At 61.3% G+C, this 19,424-nt stretch carries 17 protein-coding genes and 1 pseudogene; 12 read left to right on the top strand and 6 right to left on the bottom strand.

The window, feature by feature from the left end; genetic code table 11:
* Positions 1–2: 2 nt before the first annotated feature.
* The gene (gene phnH / locus GR328_RS17955; protein WP_160886182.1) at positions 3–599 is read right to left on the bottom strand and encodes a phosphonate C-P lyase system protein PhnH; all 597 of its coding nucleotides are present in this window, start codon (positions 597–599) and stop codon (positions 3–5) included.
* Positions 599–1,051, bottom strand: coding sequence for a phosphonate C-P lyase system protein PhnG (gene phnG, locus GR328_RS17950; protein WP_160886180.1), 453 nt, complete (start codon positions 1,049–1,051; stop codon positions 599–601). The genes phnH and phnG overlap by 1 nt, the downstream gene beginning before the upstream one ends.
* A 100-nt stretch (positions 1,052–1,151) precedes the next feature.
* Between phnG and phnF the strand changes: the two genes are divergently transcribed.
* Both phnF and GR328_RS17940 read left to right on the top strand, forming a co-directional pair.
* Positions 1,152–1,874 carry a phosphonate metabolism transcriptional regulator PhnF gene (gene phnF, locus GR328_RS17945; RefSeq protein WP_160886178.1) on the top strand — a complete coding sequence of 241 codons (723 nt, stop codon included), beginning with the start codon at positions 1,152–1,154 and terminating at the stop codon, positions 1,872–1,874.
* 412 nt (positions 1,875–2,286) lie between these two features.
* A complete protein-coding gene (locus GR328_RS17940; RefSeq protein WP_425487048.1) occupies positions 2,287–2,553 on the top strand; it encodes a cupin domain-containing protein in 267 nt (88 codons plus the stop codon).
* A 136-nt stretch (positions 2,554–2,689) separates the two neighbouring features.
* Here GR328_RS17940 and GR328_RS17935 read toward each other — a convergent pair whose 3' ends face one another.
* From GR328_RS17935 to GR328_RS17925, 4 genes and pseudogenes are all read right to left on the bottom strand, one after another.
* Complete coding sequence (locus GR328_RS17935) at positions 2,690–5,134, bottom strand: type IA DNA topoisomerase (RefSeq protein WP_160886174.1); 2,445 nt, start codon at positions 5,132–5,134, stop codon at positions 2,690–2,692.
* Positions 5,135–5,327: 193 nt separating this feature from the next.
* A pseudogene (locus tag GR328_RS27495) lies at positions 5,328–5,462 on the bottom strand (integrase core domain-containing protein); the annotation flags it as partial.
* A gap of 339 nt (positions 5,463–5,801) precedes the next feature.
* Positions 5,802–6,554 carry an SDR family NAD(P)-dependent oxidoreductase gene (locus GR328_RS17930; RefSeq protein WP_160886172.1) on the bottom strand — a complete coding sequence of 251 codons (753 nt, stop codon included), beginning with the start codon at positions 6,552–6,554 and terminating at the stop codon, positions 5,802–5,804.
* 184 nt (positions 6,555–6,738) lie between these two features.
* Positions 6,739–7,884: a fumarylacetoacetate hydrolase family protein gene (locus tag GR328_RS17925; protein WP_160886170.1), complete on the bottom strand. Its 1,146-nt coding sequence runs from the start codon at positions 7,882–7,884 to the stop codon at positions 6,739–6,741.
* A 303-nt stretch (positions 7,885–8,187) separates the two neighbouring features.
* On the opposite strand from GR328_RS17925, the gene GR328_RS17920 reads away from it, so the two are divergent.
* From GR328_RS17920 to GR328_RS27490, 10 genes are all read left to right on the top strand, one after another.
* Entirely contained in the window at positions 8,188–9,657 is a 1,470-nt protein-coding gene (locus GR328_RS17920) for an aldehyde dehydrogenase family protein (protein ID WP_160886168.1), read from the top strand.
* A gap of 2 nt (positions 9,658–9,659) precedes the next feature.
* Positions 9,660–11,180, top strand: a complete 1,521-nt coding sequence (gene xylB, locus GR328_RS17915; protein ID WP_160886166.1) for a xylulokinase — start codon at positions 9,660–9,662, stop codon at positions 11,178–11,180.
* Positions 11,167–11,913, top strand: a complete 747-nt coding sequence (locus tag GR328_RS17910; protein WP_246215952.1) for an HAD-IA family hydrolase — start codon at positions 11,167–11,169, stop codon at positions 11,911–11,913. Before xylB ends, GR328_RS17910 begins: the two co-directional genes overlap by 14 nt.
* A 34-nt stretch (positions 11,914–11,947) precedes the next feature.
* Positions 11,948–12,787: a MurR/RpiR family transcriptional regulator gene (locus tag GR328_RS17905; RefSeq protein WP_160886164.1), complete on the top strand. Its 840-nt coding sequence runs from the start codon at positions 11,948–11,950 to the stop codon at positions 12,785–12,787.
* A 79-nt stretch (positions 12,788–12,866) separates the two neighbouring features.
* Positions 12,867–13,571: a ribose 5-phosphate isomerase A gene (gene rpiA / locus GR328_RS17900; protein ID WP_160886162.1), complete on the top strand. Its 705-nt coding sequence runs from the start codon at positions 12,867–12,869 to the stop codon at positions 13,569–13,571.
* 222 nt (positions 13,572–13,793) lie between these two features.
* Complete coding sequence (locus GR328_RS17895) at positions 13,794–14,876, top strand: sugar ABC transporter substrate-binding protein (protein ID WP_160886161.1); 1,083 nt, start codon at positions 13,794–13,796, stop codon at positions 14,874–14,876.
* A 111-nt stretch (positions 14,877–14,987) separates the two neighbouring features.
* The gene (locus tag GR328_RS17890; protein WP_160886159.1) at positions 14,988–16,511 is read left to right on the top strand and encodes a sugar ABC transporter ATP-binding protein; all 1,524 of its coding nucleotides are present in this window, start codon (positions 14,988–14,990) and stop codon (positions 16,509–16,511) included.
* 29 nt (positions 16,512–16,540) lie between these two features.
* Positions 16,541–17,536 carry an ABC transporter permease gene (locus GR328_RS17885; protein WP_160886157.1) on the top strand — a complete coding sequence of 332 codons (996 nt, stop codon included), beginning with the start codon at positions 16,541–16,543 and terminating at the stop codon, positions 17,534–17,536.
* A gap of 233 nt (positions 17,537–17,769) precedes the next feature.
* On the top strand, positions 17,770–19,191 hold the full coding sequence (locus GR328_RS17880; protein WP_205790108.1) for an FAD-binding oxidoreductase: 1,422 nt from the start codon (positions 17,770–17,772) through the stop codon (positions 19,189–19,191).
* Positions 19,192–19,272: 81 nt separating this feature from the next.
* A partial coding sequence (locus GR328_RS27490) for an FAD-dependent oxidoreductase (RefSeq protein ID WP_160886155.1) occupies positions 19,273–19,424 on the top strand: 152 nt, incomplete at its 3' end.

Genomic DNA, 19,424 nt, shown 5'->3' with positions numbered 1-19,424 from the left:
GCTCAGGTCTCCACAAGACGGGTGGTGCGCGGCAGCGCGAGGAGTTCGCTGCCACAGGTCATCAGCAGGTCGAAGCCCTGCGGAAAGCGGGCAACATTGATCGCCATTGTCTCGGTGAATCCGTCCGGCAGCCCACGTGGAGAAATAACGGCAACAGTCTCGATACCTGGGCCACGCACGGTCAGCGGCGTGCCGTCTCGCAGGCTTTCCACCGGCAAAAGCAACGTCGCGGACCGGTCGGGATAGGAGAGTGAGCCCATTGCGAAGTTCCGCCAACTACTGACCGGGCTGTTCTGGGACAGAACCGCATAGCTGGCCATCGAAGGGTCTCTGGTGACTGCGGCTCCCGTATGGAAGGTCAGCCACGATGCGGCTGTGTCCGCACCGCTGTCTTCAAACCACACCAGGGTGTCATAATCGGCGAGCGTTGCCAGGAAGGCCGCTGCCGCAGGCTCGAGCGGCGCGGGCGGCTGGACCGCATGGCCCAAATCGACGATGCGGCCCGGTTGTGCCATCGCATCCATCACCAGCCGGAATGCGGCCTGCGATTGAAAGACGGGAGCAGTGAACCCGCCGTCCAACAGAGTTGTACCAGCCATCAGTCTTCTCCGCGAACCATGGTGAAGAAGTCGACGCGCGTGGCTTCCGTCTCTTCAGCCTGCCGTATCCGCGCTGCGTCTTGTTCCGCCAGCGCGGGCGTCACGAAACCGGTTTCGATCACTTGGACCCAGTCTGGAAGTTGGGCCAGCGCATCGAGGTGCGCGACGATGCCCGCCTTCTGCAGGTGACGGCCGAGAACAATCGCGTGACCGACCTCGCCAGTTGCGAGCTTCACGGTGGCACGGGTCACCGTGGCCTCGCCGAGATTGAAGACCGCGCCACCGCCGCCGGCCCGGCCGCGAAGCATGACCATGCCGATTTCGGGACCACGAATGGGTGTTGCCGCAGGGGCAGAAGGCTCCAGTGCAGCATATCGTTCGGCGAGAGTCGTCGGGTCGCCGGAGGCCAGAGCATCTAGCCTCCTCTTACGAGCTTCATCGGGAGAGTGCATTCGGTAACTCACATGTCTACCTGTCTAGACAACTGACCATGACTGTGATTTACCGTACCGGCCGTGACAACCTGATGACGTTTTGCGAGAGACAGTGCTGATGAGTCCAGACGGAGATGGCGTCACACTCTGGCGGCGGGTAGCCGACGACATCCGCAGCAATATCGGTGACGGAACCATTTCGGATGCCCTGCCATCCGAGCTCGAATTGGCAGCGCGTTATGGTGTCAATCGCCATACAGTCCGTCGTGCCATCGCGGCTTTGACGGCGGATGGATTGTTACGCGTAGAGCGTGGGCGCGGCACCTTCGTGAACAACAAGCCGCAGCGGATCGTCTATCCTATCGGCTCACGGACACGTTTTTCCGAAAACATGCTGAAGCAATCGCTGGAGCCCTCAGGTCGGCTCATCAAATCCGACTATGTTTTGTCCGATTCGGTGATGGCGGCCTTGCTAAAGTGCCGCGTCGGCACACGACTTCACCGTCTCGACAGCCTCGCGGTAGCCGATGGCATTCCGCTGTCACGCTCGACCTCATACTTTTCGGCAGAGCGGTTTCCTGGGATCATTGAGGCCTATGCCGAAACCGGCTCCATCACCGAAGCGCTGCGGCGCGAAGGAGTTGTCGACTATCGCCGCCGGGAGACCCGCCTGACAGCAGAGCGCGTTTCCGCTAGGGACGCCGAGCTAATGAGCTGCGCAGCCGATGCAGTCGTCCTGATCAGTAGGGCGATCGATGTGGATCTTGAAGGACAGCCGGTGCAGTTTATCAGAACCAAGTTCTTGGCGGATCGGGTGGAACTCGTGATGCTCCAGAGCTGACACTCAGCGGACCTTGGCGGGAGGCTTTCGGATAGTTCCATCGGACCTGGCGTCGCCACATCAGTGGGGACGGACGGAATTCAGGCCGGAAGAGATTGGTTTCAGGCGCCGAGCGCCATAGAGGTGACGTCCGCCCATGTCTCAAAGGTTGCGGTTCGCGCTCTACGGTAGTCAGCCGTAGTCAAGCGATGGCGCCGCAGGTGAAACAGGTTGCTGATCGGATCATGGATCGAGAGAATGCGCTGCGCCTGCCGCGGCACCGTCAGGAAAGCAGCACATGACGTCTGGCTCCTTGGTTCCAGCGCACGGGAGTTAGTCGCCGATGATGGACGTCACAGGAAATATTTTTGAGCACGTATCCAGTGGGGCACTGGATGAGGAGTTCACAAATCTCTTGGCAGTGGAGGGACTCATGATCGAGCGCATTGTCTCCACCGGGCAAGCAAGCCCGCCTGGGTTCTGGTACGATCAGGCCTGGTCGGAGTGGGTGTTGGTGCTCTCCGGATCGGCGGGCCTCCTGCTTGAGGATGAACCGACGCCCCGAGAGCTGAAGAGAGGGGATTACCTGCTGATCCCGGCAGGCAGACGCCACCGCGTCGAATGGACAGATGCGACCGAGCCGACGCTCTGGCTCGCGGTTCATTTCGTTCCCCAGCCTCCAGCGAGAAACCAAGGCTGAGCGCGCATAGCCCGAACCCGTTCTTAGGTTTGTTTCCTCATCGTGGGGCCTGAGGCCGAAACATCCAAAGTATCACGGAGCATCGACTGACACTGGAATCAACCCGTCCGCTGTCTCTTTGCATCTGTTGTCCGGTTTATCGACTCGGGTGAGCAGGGCGTGCTCGTGTACGGCCGCGGGCCGATCCCGCCTTGGCTTCGACGGATTGCTTGGGTGCAGGGGTGCTAGCGCGGTCCTTGCTCGGGTTACCATTCGCGGCGGCAGGTGAACGGTCCTTGCGGATTGCAGCCCTGTTTATGACTTCAGGCTGCACGGCCCTGCGTGTTGCGTGTTCGTCGAGGAAAGCCCTGCAGGCTGCAAAGTCCGTCGCGATCTCCGGGGGGCACGCCACTCCATGCTCTTCGGCCAGCGCGCGTGCATAGCGCACCATCGCCTCACTTGGAGGGCGGGGACCACTCCGGGGCCTGTGTTCTCCTGATCCAGATGATCGTGCCGGCGCATGCTGGTCCAGGAAAACCCGGCAGATGGCACCATTGCTCTTCAGACCACGCGGCAGCTTCACCCCTTTCCGTGCTGCAAGTGAGGTAGCGAAGGCAATCATCGCCTTGGTCGGCGGTCTCCCGGGCGCGGCAGGACTCGCTGAAACCGTCGTTGGATCGACGGCAACAGTCTGCGATTGGGCGATGGCCCCGATCAGCTCCTGCACGCGGGTGCGAGTCCGCTCCTGATAGGCTGCGGCTCGACGGACCGCCTCATCCCGTGTGGCGGCGCGCCCGATCTCGGCCAAATCGGCCTCAAACATGGCCCGGCCGACAGGATCACCATAGCTGGGAAAAACACGGCGCACGGCTGCAATGAACGCCAGCCCGACCTCGGTCACCTGGATCGTGGGATCCTTGCCCTTCAGCAGTTCAACATACTGGCTCTTCTGGAGCTTCGGCAGGATCGTGTCACGGGTTGCGGCAGTTCCGAGGCCCTTGGGCTCATTCGGGCTCACCGGATTTTCCAGAGCTGCCTTGAGGGCAGGGTCCTCCACCTGATCGATGAGCCTCCCCATAACGACCGGCAACTCACCGCGGGTGATCCGGCGCGGCGGCTCGGTCTTGGACGTCTCGATCCGGGCGTCGGTTGCTGTCCCAGGCTCGTTGTCCTGGACGGGCGGCAGGCGTCCGGTGGTGGGCTCCTCGTCCGGCTTGGCCTTGCCTGGAACAGCCTCGTTCTCCTCGTCAGCCTCAGCTCCATAGACAGCGCGCCAACCTGGGGACTTGATCACGCTGCCGCTGACTGCAAAGCGTTTCGCGCCAAGCGGCGTCGGTACCTGCACGGCGACCGTTGTGCGAGCATCGATGCCGTCGGGCAGGTGGGCTGCCAGGAAGCTCTTGGCGACCAGTTCCCAGAGGCGCCGGTGATCCCCGCTGATGTTGTCCGGCTGGGGCACCTTGCGCAGCGGCACAATGGCGTGGTGCTCACCCGGATCCTTGACGTAGTGCCCCTTGCTGCCCTTGCGGAACACGAGGTCACCCGCGGCTGGCACGAGACTCGCAAGATCGGTAAGGACCTCGATGACGCTCCCGATCACTGCGCTGGCGTCGCCTGTCTGACTCTCGGGCAGGTGCTCGGACTCGGTGCGGGGGTAAGTCAGATATCCTTGGTCGTAGAGATCCTGGGCGAGCTTCGCCGTGTGCTGCGGATCCCAGCCGAACCGCTTTGCGCAGCGGCGGGCGAGGGTATCTTTCGAGAACAAGCGAGGGGGTGAGCGGCGCACATCCTTCTGCTCGACACCGAGCCGTCCCGACCAGGAGGCGGCGGCTTGCTGGATCGTCTCGGCAACCTTTTTGTTGAGGATTCTATCCTTGGGGGTATGCCAGAGAGTGATCTCCGCTCTCCTGTCCGTCGCAATCGTCAGAGCGATCTTGAAATAGTCCTGCGGGACGAAGTCGCGTATGCGCTGTTCGAGGTCAGCCAGGATGGCGAGAGTAGGGGTCTGCACCCCGCCAAAGCGCCAGGGCTCCCGGCACGCAGGTGGGCGAAGCCGTAGGGAGATGGCGCGGGTGCCGTTGAGACCCAGGTGATAATCCTCATACTGGCGGCAGAGGGCCTCAAGGTAGGCAGCATAGTCCCGCTCGCCGGAATCTGGCTCCTTGGCGAGCGCGGCAAAAGCCCGGCGGACCGAGACTTCATCGAGAGCACCCAGCTTCAGACGATCGACGCGACCCTCATATCCGAGATGCTCAAGCACCTCCCAGGCAATCATTGAGCCCTCTCGACCCGGATCGGTGGCAATGATGACCCTGTCCACGCCCTGGAGCGCCTGCTTGATCGCCTCGATCTTGGGCTTGTGCGACTGGCCCGAGCGGCTGGTGGCGTATGTGACAGGAATACGATCGAGGACGATGGGGAGCGTGTCGAAGCGCCAGGGCCTCCATTCGTCCCGCAGATTGCCGGGCTCCTCAGCAGTCAGGAGGTGGCCCTCGGCCGAGACACAGAGGGTGCTGGGCGATTTGAAAAACCGCTGCAGCTGGCGCATGGCCGAAGGCTTCTCGAAGAAGAACAGCGTGCGCGAGGCGGATTGAGCGGTCATAACCTAAGCGGCTTCAATTAGAACATAAAGGGAACATTATCTCTGGGGCCAAAGTCGGTCAATAGCTGAAGGAGCTGTGGCGAAATGGCCCACCGGAGATCCGACCCGACCGGAAATTTGAACCAGGCGAGTTGCGAGCCTACTGCATGATTGCGGATGTCGGCAGCTGCTGTGCGATCACCTCCCGTGTAGCGGGTGCGGGTGGCCGGTAGCCCAATGATGGGTGAGGCCGCACGCGATTGTAGTGGTCCTTTCAGACGCCAATGATGACCTGAGCCTCCTTGAGGCTGTAGAGGATGTCCAGCTTGAGGCACTCATCCCTGAGCGCTGCTCCGAGATGGCGCCCTCCTTGAAGGCGAGCGTGATGCTCTTGCCTTGGGCCAGTCGCACCCAATCCGGTGCAGCTTCGTGATGATCTGCTCCGAACTGAACCTCTTCTTCGACATGGACGTCTCCTTGGCTCCAGGTCGATTCCCTCAATCAACCTGGTCCAATTCCACCCAGTCAGGTCACTCCGGTACATGGCCTCCACATCAGCCCGTTCACCACCTGTCGGTGTCCCGCCAGCGCCCGCCGCCGTGGCGGCTGGGCTTGGGCATGAGATCGACAATCAGCCCCCATTGAGCATCGCTCAGGTCGTGCCGCTTCACAGGCCCTCGGACAGGATCTAGATGCTGGTGTAACCCGCGTCCGCCGTGACAATCGATCCCGTCATGAGGCTCGACGCGTCGGAGGCCAGAAACTGGACGATGGAGGCGATCTCCTCGGGCTTGCCCATGCGACCGGCCGGCGTCAGATCGAGCCAGCGATCTTTGAGGTGAGGTTGGCTCTCCAGTCCCTGCAGAAGCGGCGTTTCGATGTAGGTCGGCGCTACCGCGTTGACCCGCACACCTCTCGTGGCCCATTCGACCGCGAGCGAGCGGGTCAGATGATGGACGCCCGCTTTCGAGGCATTGTAGTGGCATTGAGGCTGCGGGACGTTGACGATATGGGCCGACATCGAGCCGATATTGATGATGGATCCCTTGCCCCGTTCCAGCATGCGCCGTCCGAATGTACGGCAGGTCCGGAACACTCCGGTCAGATTCACTTCGATGACCCGGTCCCATTGTTCGTCGGTCATGTCTTCCGCTGGAACATTGCTGACAATGCCCGCATTGCAAACGAGGATGTCCAGAGCCGGCAATCTTTCCGCCAAGGCGCTGAGCTGCGGGCTGTCCGTCACGTCAAGTCGCACCGCCTGCGCCGAGCCGCCGATGGATTTCGCGATATCTTGCGCGCGCGCGAGATCGATGTCGGTGCAGATGACGGTCGCTCCGGTCTCGGCGAGAGCCTGCGCACAGGCCGCTCCAATTCCCTGACCGGCGCCCGTCACGAGGGCGAGGCGTCCGCTCAAATCTAGTTTCCCGCGATAGGACATGACTTACTCCAGATCTGGATAAGGGGGGGAGGACAGGTCGAGCATCGGCTTGGTATCTCGCGCTCCGCGCCTCATGGGGCTCGGTGCGAGCATAGCCGACGCGGCAACCGGTCAGGAAGGCGGCGTGCCTGTGAGAGCTATGGCGGGCCGTGCAGGCGACGACAGCCCGCCCGGCCCCTCCCGCTCACAGCAGCCCTCGCCGGGCCATGTCGCGAACGAGAGCCCGAATGCCGTAATCCCACGGGCGGGCCTTGTCGGAGGTCGTCACCGTATTGCGCAGCGTGCCCAGCAGGGGCGTGGAGATTTCCACGACGTCCCCTTCCTTGTGCGTGAAGCCGCTGCCCTTCTCCGCGCGGTCCTTTGTGGGAGCGAACATGGTGCCGAGGAACAGCATGAAACCGTCGGGGTACTGGTGGGAGGCGTTGATCGTCTGATCGACGAGCTCGGTCGGCTTGCGGCTGATATCCGCCATGTTCGAGGTGCTGGACATCTCGAAGCCATCCGTGCCCGTGACGGACATGGTCAGCGTGGCATTCTCGATGTCCTCGATTGTGAAATCCGTATCGAACAGGCGAATGAACGGACCGATGGCGCAGGAGGCATTGTTGTCCTTGGCTTTGCCGAGGAGCAGGGCGGAGCGGCCTTCAACGTCCCTCAGGTTGACGTCGTTTCCGAGCGTCGCGCCGCGGATATTGCCCCGGCTGTCGACCGCGAGCACCACTTCAGGTTCGGGGTTGTTCCATCGCGAGATCCGGTTCACCCCGACCTGCGCGCCGTGGCCGACAGCCGACATCGGCTGCGACTTGGTGAAAACCTCTGCGTCCGGTCCGATCCCGACCTCAAGATACTGCGACCACAGGCCTTCGGCCTCGAGCGCCGCCTTCACGCGCGCTGCCTCCTCCGAGCCGGCCCGGATATTGGACAGGCTGCCGCCGATCAGGTCGCCGATCCGCCGGCGGATTTCATCGGCTCTGGCCGGATCTCCCAGGGTGCGCTCATCGATCACGCGCTCGATCATGCTCTGCGCGAATGTGACGCCGCAGGCCTTGAGAGCCTGGAAATCGCATGGAGCGAGCAGGCAGTGACGCGCGGCGCGGGTCCCCATCTCCTCAGGCGCAAGAACGAGATCATCAGGTATGCCGAGAACCTCGCCCTCGAGCGTATCGAAGCGGCCCGCCGGATCCTCGTCGAGGAAATCGGCCATCGAGGAAACCGAGGGCGTGACATCGATCACCTGGGCGTCGCGAACAATCACCACCGATGGAGCTGAAATGTCTGAGCGCCATACGCGGCCAACGAGCCGGGCGCGTTCGTAGCGTGCGGGAAGCATTCATATTATTCCTGTGTACGTAGCAAAACTACGCAGCCGGTTTCCGTTTCGTCAAGACACAAAGCCAAGCCGCGGTGGAATAGAGCCTATGATCGATCAATCTGGCCTGTGCTTCTGACAAGGGAGACGCCAATCGACGAGGCTAAAACACTAGCCGGGAAGGGGATTTTGGTTCAACAGGTCCGCGGAGTCGGTTCTTTCTGAGCTTCCCTTCTGCGAGCTTGCACTTATGTAGTATTGCTATATTCTCCCGGCCGTGGCCGTAGAGGCGAATGTACGATTTGGAAATGATGCGGAGAGCCAATGTCTGAAGCGATAGTGTCCCGATTCAACGGAGCTCTGTTTATTGCAGGACGCTTTGTCGAAGGTTCCGGGGCGCGCATGAGCGTCAAGAATCCCGCGCGCGACCAAGTCATCGGCGAGATCGCCGGCGCGACCCCGGATGAGATCGAGCAGGCCGTGGCGGCCGCGCGCAAGGCGTTCCGGTCCTGGTCGCGTGTCCCGGCGAAAGTCCGCGCGCAGGCTCTGCACAAGCTGGGCGACCTGATCGCGGCGGACGCGGGCCGCATGGCCGAAATCATGACGATGGAGCAGGGAAAGCCGCTCAACGAGGCCAAGGGCGAAATTCTGAAGCTTGCCGAAGCCTGCCATTTCTACGGCGAGGAAGCGGTTCGCATTCTCGGGGAGATCGTGCCGAACGATCAGAACGGCTTCCAGAGTCAGGTCGTCCGCGAGCCGATCGGGGTCGTGGGCGCGATCACGCCGTGGAACTACCCTGCGGAACTGATCGGCTGGAAGCTTTGCGCCAGCCTTGCCGCAGGTTGTGCGATCATCATCAAGCCAGCCGAGCTCACGCCGTTCACCGCGCTTGCAATTGCCGAAAAGGTCGCCGAGGCAGGAATCGCGGCCGGTGTCGTCAACGTTCTGACCGGCAAGGGTTCGATCGTCGGCCAAGCCCTGGTGGAGCACCCGGGCGTGGACAAGATTGCCTTCACGGGTTCCAGCGCGGTGGGATTGCAGATCCAGCGCTCGTGCCCAAGCATCAAGCGTTTGTCGCTCGAGCTGGGTGGCAACTGCCCGCTGATCATAACGGCAAGCGCCGATCTGGATGCCGCCGTCAAAGGTGCTACTCGCCGCTCGTTCCGCAATATGGGGCAGATCTGCATCGCCATTAACCGCATCTATGTGGCCCGCCCGATCTATGAAGTCTTCCTCGAAAACTTCGCCAAGGCCACAGACGCACTGAGCGTCGGCGACGGGCTGTTGCGTCCGGATGCCGATGTGGGCTCGATGGCCTCGGCCGAGCCGCTGGCCAAGATGCGCGAGCATCTTGCCGATGCGCTTGACAAGGGCGCGCGCCTCGTCGCCGGGGGTGGGGCGCCAAAAGGTGAGGAATTTGCGAGCGGCTTCTTCTTCCGCCCGACCATCGTTGCCGATTGCACTCACGCCATGAAGGTGATGACGGAGGAAACGTTCGGTCCGCTGGTCGGCGTGGCGCCGTTCGATGATCTTGCGGAGGCCGTCTCGCTGGCGAATGACACGCCCTACGGCTTGGCATCTTATGTTTACGCACGCGATGTGCAGGAGATCTATCGGCTCTCGGCGGACCTCGACTTCGGCAATGTGGCCATCAACAATGTCGACGCAGGTATCATGAATGCCCCGTATGGCGGCCGCAAGCAGAGCGGAATCGGGTACGAGCACGGCCGCGAGGGACTGCTGGAATACTTCAATCTCAAGCATGTCCGGCTCTATCACGGGGTCGGAGCCTAGCCATGACGTCCGCGCTTCTTGGCATCGATATCGGAACATCCGGCTGCAAGGCCCTGCTGATCGGCACGGATGGAGAGGTTCTGGCGGCTCACACGGCGCATTATGGCCTGTCGCAGCCCCGCCCTGGCTGGACGGAACAGGATCCGCAATCCTGGGTCGACGGCGCTCGCGAGGCGGTGGCGGCGGTGATGCGGAAGTGCCCGGATACCGAGCTCCTCTGCATCGGGCTGTCCGGACAGATGCACGGGCTGACGCCGCTGGACTCGGGCAAGCAGGTGCTGCGACCGGCCATCCTGTGGAATGACCAGCGAAATGCTGCCGAGGCGGCCGACCTTACGGAGCAGGCAGGAGGGTTGGAAGCACTTCTGGCGCAGACCGGCAACCGCATGCTCGTCGGATACACTGGCGGTAAAATCCTCTGGATGCAAAGGCGCGAGCCCGATCTTTACCGGCGCCTACGCTACGTTCTCAATCCCAAGGACTATCTTCGGCTTGTTCTGACCGGAGAGGTGGCGACGGAGGTATCAGATGCATCCGGCACGGGTCTCTTCAATGTCATGGAGCGCGGCTGGGCCTCAAGCCTGATTGAACGGGTGGGGATCGATCCGGCGCTGCTGCCCCCCTGTTTCGAGTCCCACGAGATCAGTGGGCGTGTGAGCGCTTCCGGTGCAGCGCTGTTTGGGCTTCAGCCCGGAATTCCCGTTGCTGGCGGAGGCGGCGACAGTGTGATTCAGACGATCGGCTCTGGCGTGATCTCACCGGGGGAACTGCAAACGACCATCGGCACTGCGGGGATCCTTGCTGCGGCGTTGGACGGGCCGTCGCCGAGCCCTGACGGGCGCATTCAACTGTTCTGCAATGTCGGCCCATCCAAATGGCACGCGATGGGCGTGTCGCTGAACGCGGGCGGCGCGATGAGCTGGTTCCGAACCGTCATGCGGGGGTTGGGACATGACACGCTCGACTTCGACACAGTCGTCGCTGCCGCCGAGACTAGCCAGCCTGGCGCTCGAGGGTTGCTGTTCCTCCCCTATTTGAATGGCGAGCGCTGCCCGCACCCCGATACGGACGCGCGCGGCGCCTTCGTCGGGCTGACAGCGCGCCACACAGCAGGTGATCTGGCCCGCAGCGTCATGGAGGGCGTGATACACGCCTTCTACGATATGCGCACGCTGATGCAGCCGATGGGCATCTCGGGAAAGTTGATCAAAGCCTCAGGCGGCGGTGCCAGATCCGCGCTTTGGCGCCAGATCCAGGCCGACCTGTTCGACTGCGACGTCGTAACGACGGAGGGAGCCGCTGAGGGTGCCGCCTTCGGGGCCGCCCTCGTCGCCGGAGTGGGCGTCGGCGTGTGGAAGGATGTCGTTGAGGCGGCGGCCACGATCCGCGAGCTCACCCGCGAGCATCCCGATGCGGCAGTCGGCACGGTCTATCGGAAAGCTCACACGATCTATCGTGGTCTCTACCCAGCATTGAGCGAGAGCTTCTGTGCGCTGAGTGACCCCGTCTTTGCCGATCGATGACCTGTCGAAAGGCTTGCCGCTGCGGGACCTATTTCAAGCCCACGAACGATATCAGTTGAACAAAGGAACGGCGCTTCGCATGAACCGGTATTCGGCTCTCATCTTTGATCTGGACGGTACGTTGATCGATAGCGCGCCCGACATCGCGGCCGCGGTCAACGTCTGCATGGCTGAGCGCGGCTGGCCCGAACTGGACGTTGACTATGTCGAGCAGTTTATCGGCAACGGGCCGCGCCGGCTGTTGCTCGACATCTTCATCGACAAGGGGCTTCCCGCCGACGACGCAGCCGTCGAAGAGGCTGTCCAGCGATACATCGAGAGCTATCGCCGTAACCCAGCCGGCAAGACGCGCTTCTTCAACCATGTCGAGGAGGACCTGTACAGGCTGCATGAAGCTGGATTTCGCCTCGGAATCTGCACGAATAAGCCCCATAGCCTGACCCAGGACATTCTGAGAATTCTCAAGCTCGACAGTATCATCGACGTGGCCATGGGGGCCGATGCCGTGCCGGCTTGCAAGCCTGATCCCGGGCATCTGCTGGCCGTGGTCGAAAAAATGGAGCTTGAGCCGGGCGCCTGGGCCTATATCGGCGACACCAAGGTCGACAAAAGGACGGCGGAGGCGGCCAATGCGCCTTTTTATGTGGTGCCTTGGGGGGGTGGGGGAGATGTTCCCGTTGAACCGCATCAGAGGCTTGAACGGCTGACGGACCTCCTAGGTCATCGGCGGTGACAACGGCGGTCAGGGATCGGGAGGAGTTTAACTCATGGCGGTGAGTCTGCTGCAGCGTATTCTGCAGGACATGGGTGAAATGGGAGCCGCCGAGCAACGCATCGGCGCCTTTGTGAACTCGTCACCGGGCGAAGTCATCCATATGAGTATGGCGAAGTTGGCGGAACGCTGCTCCGTCAGCGATCCTACGATCATGCGGTTCTGCCGCAGGTTTGGCTTCGACGGCTATCAGGATTTCAAGCTGCATCTGGCGCAAAGCCTAGTCCCGTCCGCGCCCTTCGCATATGAGCAGATTGTGTCGAGCGACAGCGTCGAGAATATCGTGCGTAAGACTTGCCGCAACTCGCTGAACGCCATCCAGCGGGCACTGGAGGATCTCGTTCCCAAACAGATCGAAGCCGCAGCGCAGCTTCTGCGTGGCGCAACATGGATCGGAATCTACGCCAGCGGCATCTCGGAGATCACGGCCATTGATGCGGAACACAAGTTTCAGCGTCTCGGGATGCGCTGCGCGGCGGTCATAGGACGGCAGAAGCAGTGGATGCACGCCGAAAGCTCACGGCCCAACGAAGTTGCTCTGATTTTCTCTCAGTCCGGGCACACGAAGCAGATGGTGGAACTGGCGATCGCAGCCCGCTCAGGCGGCGCGCGTGTCGTATCGGTAACTGCTGCTGAAAGCCCCCTTGCGCGTGTGACCGATGTCCTAGTCGCTGTGTTGCCATATGACCGCACAGAGCTGATGACGCCACTTGCCTCGCGCCTCAACCACCACCTCGTCATCAACATGCTTGTGACGGCCATCGCGGTTTCAAGCGGAAGCGAGTTTCCGGATCAGCTGCCAGCACTGGACTCCTGGCTGACGGACAAAATCTGAGATCGTCCATCAAGACGATCTCAGTCGGCGCACGGCTCCCGAGGCGCCGGCGCCCATTCAGGCAAAGTAAGGATTGAAGATGTCGACGAAGCAGGATGAAGCAAAGAAAGTTGCAGGGCGCCGCGTGATTCAGGAGTTTGTCCGGGACGGCATGAAACTAGGTCTTGGTTCCGGCACGACTTCGCATTTCTTCGTCCGGGAGCTCGGAAAGTACGTCGCCGATGGAATGAGGCTCACCTGCACCACGACGTCGCGGTCGACCATTGATGTGGCTCGCGAGGTCGGCATCGCCATTACGGATCCCAATGAGATTGGCGAGATCGACCTCACGATCGACGGTCCCGACGAGATCGACCGCAATTTCCACATGATCAAAGGCGGAGGCGCGTGCCTGCTATGGGAAAAGATCATCGCGCACGCGTCCAAGGAAATGGTCACGATCTGCGACGAAACCAAGATCGTGAATGCGCTCGGCGCTTTTCCTCTCCCGGTCGAGGTTGTGCAGTTTGCATGGAAGCAGACCGAGCGGATGGTGGACCGCGTGCTGAAAGAGCATGGAATCCAGGCCGAGATCTACCGCCGCATGCGGGACGGCCAGCCCGTAGTAACGGACAGCGGAAACTTCATTCTCGACTGCAAATGCGGCGTCATTGAAAATCCTGTGTCGCTTGAGATCGAGCTCAACCGCATTCCGGGCGTTGTGGAGAACGGGCTTTTCACGCGTGAGTCCGTCGGCATGGTCGTGGGCTGCTTCGACGGAACATCCCAGGTGCACATGCGCTGACGTAGTAAAACTTACATCCGTGTGCCTCCCGCTGTATCACGCCTTCGAACTGAAGGTGCGATACTGAGGTTCGCTGTTGCCGGACGTGTGCCGACATCGAAGAATAAGTATTTGATAATGCTAAAGTATACCTGTCTCTCAGGCGTCCGGTGATCTTGGGCTTGACAATCCGCCAACCCATGTAGTGAAACTATCTCAACCAAATCTGTAAGGGAGGAAAGAATGACCATCAATCCGAGAATGAATCGCCGGCAGGTTCTCGCAGGCGGGTTGGCGCTAGGAGCAAGCACACTTGCCGGGCCCGCGGCATTCGCCCAGGACCGTGTGTTCGTGCCATTCAGCAACAAAAGCCTGGATTACTATTTCTTCGTCATCGAGGAGCAGGCCGTAAAGCGGGCTGTCGAAGCCAACAAGTGGTCGTTCCAGGCTACAAATGCTAATTTCGACAACACCAAACAGCTTGAGCAGTGGCAAAGCCTGATGCTCTCGAAGCCGGCAGCGCTCGTCTCAGACCCAATCGACAGCCAGGCGATCGTCAGCGCGATCCGCCGCTACAATCAGCAGAAGATCCCGGTCGCGATCATTGATACGCCCGCAGACGGCGGCAAGGTGGCGATTACCGTCAGCTTCGACAACCGCGAGGGCGGCGTCATGGCGGCCCGCGAGATCATCGATCGCCTGACCAAGAAATACGGCAGTCCGCGCGGCAAGGTCCTGAACTGCTACGGCGCCTTGGCCAGCGTGGCATGGCGCCAGCGCAAGGAGGGCATGGATGCCGAATTCGCCAAGTATCCGGAAATCACCTATATCGCCCGTCCCAGCGAAGGCCAACTCGAGCAGATGCTCTCGGTAACGCTGGGAACCCTGTCCGAGCATCCGGACCTCGACGCGGTCCACGCGCCGAGTGATTCTCCAGCTCGTGGCATCGCAACTGCTCTGCAGCAGAAGGGCCGCTGGAAAAAGGCCGGTGAGGATGGCCACGTGATTTTTGTCACGATCGACGGTGAACCGGTGGCTCTGAAGTGGATCCAGGATGGCTACATGGACGCCTGTGTGTCGCAGGATCCGATTGCCTACGGCGAAATCGCAGTGGAAATGCTCGCCAAGCATTCCCTGAAGGGCAACGACGTTCCTCTCGGCACCTATAAGAATGCAAAGTACTTCTGGGAAAAGGGCGAGATCGTCGACGGCAAGACCGGGCCTACACTGATCATCCCGCCCTTCGTCATCAACGGAGAGAACGCATCCGACAAGCGCCATTGGGGTCATGTGGCCGAAAAGGAATGGGGCGTACCTTACACCTGATCCGAGGCAAGCCCGGTTGCGCTCTCTCCCGCGCAACCGGGTGCCATTTCACGCACGCCCGTCCGAAGGGCCCGGGCGGGATCCAAGAGGTCGTTGCGAGGACTCAGTGTTATGCCTGTTCAGATGAATGCCTCAGCAGATAACCGGCGTGAAGCGGCGGACATCGTGCTGCGCGTGGAAAACATTCGCAAGACGTATGGTTCACTCGTCGCACTTCGCAACGTCACCATCGATATCCGCCGCGGCACCATCCACGGTCTCCTCGGCGAGAACGGAGCAGGCAAGAGTACCCTCGTCGGCATCATTTCCGGTCAGAAGAGCCCGACCAGCGGCACAATCCGTCTTGACGGCCATGAAATTTTCCATGCGGACGTGCGTTCCATGGAAGAAGCCGGCGTGTTTCTCGTCACGCAGGAGCCGATGATCATCGATCACATCTCGGCAGCCGAGAACCTGATGCTGGGCATCTGGCCCTCACGCCGTGGCTTCGTACGCTGGAAGAAGCTGAAAGCCGACGCTGCCCGCATGCTGGAGGGATCAAACATCAATCCCGAAGCGAGGGCCGGATCCCTCGACGCCGTTGCGCGGCGCAAGTTGAACATCCTGCGCGCCATGTTCTCGGGTGGCAAAGTCATTATTCTCGATGAGCCGACGGCCGCTTTGACGGTACCGGACCGGCGTCAGCTGTTCGAATTCATGCGCCAGCTGAAGCAGAAGGGCGTGACCTTCATCTTCATCTCGCACTACAATGAGGAAATTCTCGAGATCTGCGATGCGGTTTCGGTGCTGCGGGACGGATCGCTGGCGGGCGGCACGGACGACGTTAGGTCATTGACATCAGAGCAATTGTCCGAGCTTGTGCTCGGGCGTGGGCTGGACCTGTTCCAGCGCGACCGCCGCGCCGCCGAGGGGCCGGTTGCCATCCAGTTGCGGAACGTCATAGCACCCCATGTCCAGGTCGACAGCCTCGAATTGCGTGCTGGCGACGTGGTTGGTTTCACAGGCCTTCCAGGTGCTGGAGCAAAGGAGCTTGCTCGCACGATCTTCGGGCTCCACCCCGCCAGGGAAGGGACGATTTCGTTCGATGGCGGACCCGGGGAAAGGCTGCCGACTCATCCGCGCGATGCACTGGACCGCGGCATTGCCTATCTGTCCGACGACCGGCGGAAGGACGGGGTTGTCGGGCACCTGTCGATCGCCGCGAATATAGCCTTGTCGTCGCTGGATGAAAGATCGTGGATGGGCTTCATCGATTCCAAACGCGAAGCGCGCTTGTGCGACGATTACTTCGCCAGCATGGGTATCAAGGCGCCCAGCCCGTTGGTTGCGGTAGATACATTGAGCGGCGGCAATCAACAGAAGGTCTGTCTCGGTCGCGTTCTGGCGACCAGACCACGTCTCTTGATCCTGGACGAGCCAACCCGCGGCATCGACATAGGAGTTAAGCAGGACGTGTTGCGCATCATCGATCAACTCAGCAGAACCGGCGTTTGCGTGATTATCGTTTCGACCGATACGGACGAACTGGTTCGTGCCGTCGATCGGGTCCTCGTGTTTCGCAGCGGGTCGGTTCAGGAAGTCGTCACGGGCGGCGATATTACGACAGGCAATCTGCGTAACCTGTCACAGGCCTGAGGCGCATTGCCTGTATTAGGGATAAGACAATGACTGCAATCGTTTCGACCGCCAAAGGATCGGCAGCCCCGAAAGGCGATAAATTGCACCAGACGATCCGCTGGGTTCTTCATAACGTCGTGTGGATCTGGCTCTTTGCACTTGTCGTGGGGTTCGGGCTCTTCAACGAGTTCTTTCTTACTGTCATGAACATGCAGAACATTATGGTGCAGGCGACCGTACTCGGCATGTTGGGCCTGGCCGTGGCGCTGCCGCTCCTCGTCGCGGAGATCGACCTATCGATCCCCGCCAATCTCGGATTTTCGTCGGCGATCGGCGCTCTCGCCTATTCGGATCTGGGGATGCCGTGGTTTCCCGCCATGATGGTCGGGGTTGCCGTCGCCACACTGATTGGATTCTTCAATGGGCTTTGCATTACGAAGCTGCGCATGGTTTCATTGATCCAGACCCTTTCGATGATGATCATCCTGCAGGGCGCCCTTTTGGCCCTGACCCAAGGAAAGACGCTCACCAACCTGTCCGACGGCTACGTCTGGATCGGTCAGGCCTCCGTCGCTGGGTGGCCGGTGATGCCCCTGATCTTTATCCTCTCTCTCGTCCTGATCGGCATTATGTTGCGCATGACCGTTTTCGGGCGCTCTATCTATGCGGTCGGCGGAAACCCCGCTGCATCGAACTCCGCGGGTATCCGGGTCGATCGGATCAAGATCATCACCTACACGGTCTCCGGATTTCTTGCCGGCGTCGCGGGCTTCCTGCTGGCCTCGTGGCAGATGGCGATCACATCGAACCAGGGATCGAGCTACCTGCTCTATGCCATCGCGGCTCCAATCATTGGTGGCGTCAGCGTGTTCGGCGGCCGCGGAAATGTGACCGGAATTCTCGGCGGCGTCCTGCTTCTGACGGTGATTCAGGTGGGGCTTGCCATTACGAATGTTCCCTCCTTCTACGTCGGGATGATCGGCGGTTTCATGATCTTCATCGCCGTGGCCATCGATGCGATCCGGGTTCGCTATTTCGCATAGAGCTTGAAGGGGAGCTCAAGGCTCCCCTCATGGCACTGCCAGGCGCCGCTTTGAGGTTCGGCCGGCGTCGGGATGTCCATCCTCACGGGAACGAATGATCATGCGGATCGAGCCTGCGTGCGTCTCGGCGACCTGCCGGCCGAGGTGCGACGGTGCGCGGCGTGCTGACCCGCCCAAAGCCTCACTGGCCGGCTTCGCGACGACAATCCTCGACGGAAAGTGGAAAGGGTACGATGAAGAAGATGGGGCAGGATACGATCTCACGCCTCGGAGAGGTGCTCGGGCCCTCCGGTCTGCTGGTTGGTACCGACATCACGGAGCGTTACTCCCGCGACTGGAGCGGTGATTATCATTGCGCTCCGTCTGCGGTATTGCGCCCATCCACCGTTGACGAGGTGGCGGGCGCGCTCCGCATCTGTCGCGATGCGGGATTGTCCGTCATCCCTCAGGGAGGGCACACCGGCCTGGTCGGGGGCGGGACACCGGATTGCGCGGCTCAGCTTGTGCTGAGCCTGGAGCGATTGAACCGGATCCGGGCGATCGATCCTCTCGGCATGACCATGACCGTAGAGGCAGGCTGCATCCTCCAGGATGTCAAGGACGCCGCAGCGGCGCAGGGGGTGCTGTTTCCGCTCGCTCTCGGTGCGCAAGGAAGCTGCCAGATCGGCGGCAACATCGCGACGAATGCGGGAGGCCTCAACGTGCTACGCTATGGCATGATGCGACGATCCGTCTTGGGCCTCGAGGTGGTTCTGCCCGACGGTCGCATCCTGTCGGATCTGCGCGCCCTTCATAAGAACAATACCGGTCTCGACCTCAAGCAGCTCTTCGTGGGAACCGAGGGCACCCTAGGGGTCATCACGGCTGCGACGCTTCGGCTTTATCCGCAGCCGAAACATATCGAGACTGTCTGGCTGTGCTGCAACAGCGTGGACCGGGTCATGGATCTCTACGCCTTGTTCCAGCACGAGGCGGGCGACTTTCTATCGGCTTTCGAGTTGATCACCGCTCCCTGCCTCGAGCTGGCCTTCGAGCTCGACGATCACCAGAGCATCTCAAAGGAGACGGCGCAGTACCCGGCTCATGCCCTGGTGGAGATTTCGTCAAGCGGCGGCCCGGATCTGAAGGAATGGGTGGAGGATCTGATAGCCGTAGCCTTCGAGCGCGATCTGGCGGCAGACGGGTTCATGGCTCAAAGCGATACGCAGGCGAAGTCGTTCTGGCGGATTCGGGAGCTGATGGTCGAGGCGCAGCAAAGGCGCGGACTTCATCTCCGGTCCGATGTTTCGGTTCCGATTTCCTCCATGGCTCCCTTCATCGCCAAGGTTACCGAGGTTCTCTCCGCAGAGCTGCCGGGACTCAATGTGCTGAGCTACGGCCATGTGGGCGACGGCAACGTCCATGTGAATGCGCTGCCGCCGGAAGGCCTCACTGGATCATCCTTCCAGCCGTACCTGCCCCTGCTTGTCGAGAAATTGAACGAGGTCGTGGATTCATTCGATGGCAGCATCAGTGCAGAACATGGGATCGGCCTGTCGAAGCGTGCCGCTCTCGATAGCCGACTGCAGGGGCCGCAACGGGAGCTGGTAAGGGCCGTCAAGCAGCTTCTCGATCCCACGGACTGCCTCGCTCCCGGACGAATCCTGGTGCCCTGACGGTGCCGGATTCCATATCGGAGTCTGGCGCGTCCCTGCTCCCCGTACCGTGTTCGGGATCAAGGCTGTTTGTGAGTGATGATGACCCAAACCAATATTCTCCCACCCGATTTTCCCGCCCGTGAATCGATGGAGTTCGACGTCGTGATTGTGGGCGCTGGCCCTGCGGGCCTGGCGACGGCGATCCGTCTCAAGCAGCAGGCGGTCGAGAAGGGCGCGGACATCTCCGTCGT

The organism is Microvirga makkahensis, assembly GCF_009830105.1.
Taxonomy (GTDB): domain Bacteria; phylum Pseudomonadota; class Alphaproteobacteria; order Rhizobiales; family Beijerinckiaceae; genus Microvirga; species Microvirga makkahensis.
Note: the sequence above shows the minus strand (reverse complement) of the source record. Positions and strands in the feature narration are given on the sequence as shown.